Origin of the sequence: Acinetobacter sp. TUM15064, assembly GCF_008980265.1 — a bacterium.
In the GTDB taxonomy this organism is placed as follows: domain Bacteria; phylum Pseudomonadota; class Gammaproteobacteria; order Pseudomonadales; family Moraxellaceae; genus Acinetobacter.
Genome location: NZ_BKFU01000215.1, coordinates 1 through 454, shown reverse-complemented (window position 1 = coordinate 454; position 454 = coordinate 1). Strand labels below are relative to the sequence as shown.

The 454-nt window shown below is 41.2% G+C and carries 1 protein-coding gene; it reads left to right on the top strand.

Going from position 1 to position 454, the window contains the following annotated elements; translation table 11 throughout:
* On the top strand, positions 1–454 hold a 454-nt coding region (locus GBI16_RS18485), incomplete at both ends, for a zinc-binding dehydrogenase (RefSeq protein WP_151707643.1).

Here is a 454-nt window from a genome sequence, read left to right as displayed (position 1 = left end):
ACACGTTTTTCATATAACGGCGAACCGATTTACCATTACATGGGTTGTTCAACCTTTAGTGAATATACGGTAGTTGCAGAAGTCTCTTTGGCTAAAATCAATCCTGAAGCGAATCACGAACAAGTTTGTTTACTTGGATGTGGTGTGACAACTGGTATTGGCGCCGTGCATAACACAGCAAAAGTACAAGAAGGTGATTCTGTTGCCGTATTTGGTTTAGGCGGTATTGGTTTAGCTGTTGTACAAGGTGCACGCCAAGCGAAAGCAGGACGCATTATTGTCGTAGATACAAACCCAGATAAATTTGAACTTGCTAAACAGTTTGGTGCTACCGATTTCTTAAATCCAAAAGATTATGACCAACCTATTCAGCAAGTGATTGTAGAAATGACAGGTTGGGGCGTAGATCATTCATTTGAATGTATTGGTAACGTCAAGGTTATGCGTTCGGCTC